1 protein-coding gene is annotated in these 1,457 nt (G+C 54.1%); it reads right to left on the reverse strand.

Going from position 1 to position 1,457, the window contains the following annotated elements; translation table 11 throughout:
- A partial coding sequence (locus ORJ01_RS16160; RefSeq protein ID WP_306178900.1) for a hypothetical protein occupies window positions 1–1,457 on the reverse strand: 1,457 nt, incomplete at both ends.

Genomic DNA, 1,457 nt, shown 5'->3' on the forward strand with positions numbered 1-1,457 from the left:
TCGACACCGTCTAAGGCATAGCTGCCATCGGCCAATACGGTAGCTTGGGTAATCACCGTCTTACCGTTTTGATCGGTAATGGTGATGTTAATCACCGTGCCTGGAGCAACGTCGGTGGTGGTGCCACTGAGGTCAACCGTACCGTCGGTGTTGTCCACCGTGGCGGCGATATCCAATGAACCGGCAATCGCATCGAGTGTGGCTGAAGTATCAGCAGCCAATGGATTGCCGTTGTTATCCACTGCCGTCGCATCAATGGTTAATGGGCCATCGGCTAAGGTGCTGACATCGACACCGTCTAAGGCATAGCTGCCATCGGCTAATACGGTAGCTTGAGTAATCACCGTTTTACCGTTTTGATCGGTAATGGTGATGTTAATCACCGTGCCTGGAGCAACATCGGTGGTGGTACCCGATAAATCGAGGGTGCCATCGGTGTTATCGACGGTCGCAGCGATATCTAATGAACCGGCAATCGCATCGAGTGTGGCTGAAGTATCGGCGGCCAATGGATTGCCGTTGTTATCGACTGCCGTCGCGTCAATGGTCAGTGGGCCATCGGCTAGGGTGCTGACATCGACACCGTCTAAGGCATAGCTGCCATCGGCCAATACGGTAGCTTGGGTAATCACCGTCTTACCGTTTTGATCGGTAATGGTGATGTTAATCACCGTGCCTGGAGCAACGTCGGTGGTGGTGCCACTGAGGTCAACCGTACCGTCGGTGTTGTCCACCGTGGCGGCGATATCCAATGAACCGGCAATCGCATCGAGTGTGGCTGAAGTATCGGCGGCCAATGGATTGCCGTTGTTATCGACTGCCGTTGCGTCAATGGTTAATGGGCCATCGGCTAGGGTGCTGACATCGACACCGTCTAAGGCATAGCTGCCATCGGCCAATACGGTAGCTTGGGTAATCACCGTCTTACCGTTTTGATCGGTGATGGTGATGTTAATCACGGTACCTGGAGCGACATCGGTGGTGGTGCCGCTGAGGTCAAGCGTACCATCGGTGTTATCGACGGTGGCAGCGATATCTAGGGTGCCTTCGACCGCATCCAATACAGCATTGGTGTCTGCCGCGAGTGGATTACCGTTGTTATCGACTGCTGTCGCGTCAATGGTCAGTGGACCATCGGCTAGAGTGCTAACATCGACACCGTCTAAAGCATAACTGCCATCGGCTAATACGGTAGCTTGAGCAATCACCGTTTTACCGTTTTGGTCGGTGATGGTGATGTTAATCACGGAACCCGGTGCCACGTCAGTGGTGGTGCCGCTGAGGTCAAGCGTGCCATCGGTATTATCAACCGTCGCAGCGATATCCAATGAACCGGCAACCGCATCAAGTGTGGCTGAAGTATCGGCGGCCAATGGATTGCCGTTGTTATCGACTGCCGTCGCGTCAATGGTCAGTGGGCCATCGGCTAAGGTGCTGACATCGACACCTTCTAAAGC

The sequence above is a fragment of the Alishewanella sp. SMS8 genome, from assembly GCF_030737935.1.
In the GTDB taxonomy this organism is placed as follows: Bacteria; Pseudomonadota; Gammaproteobacteria; order Enterobacterales; family Alteromonadaceae; genus Alishewanella; species Alishewanella maricola.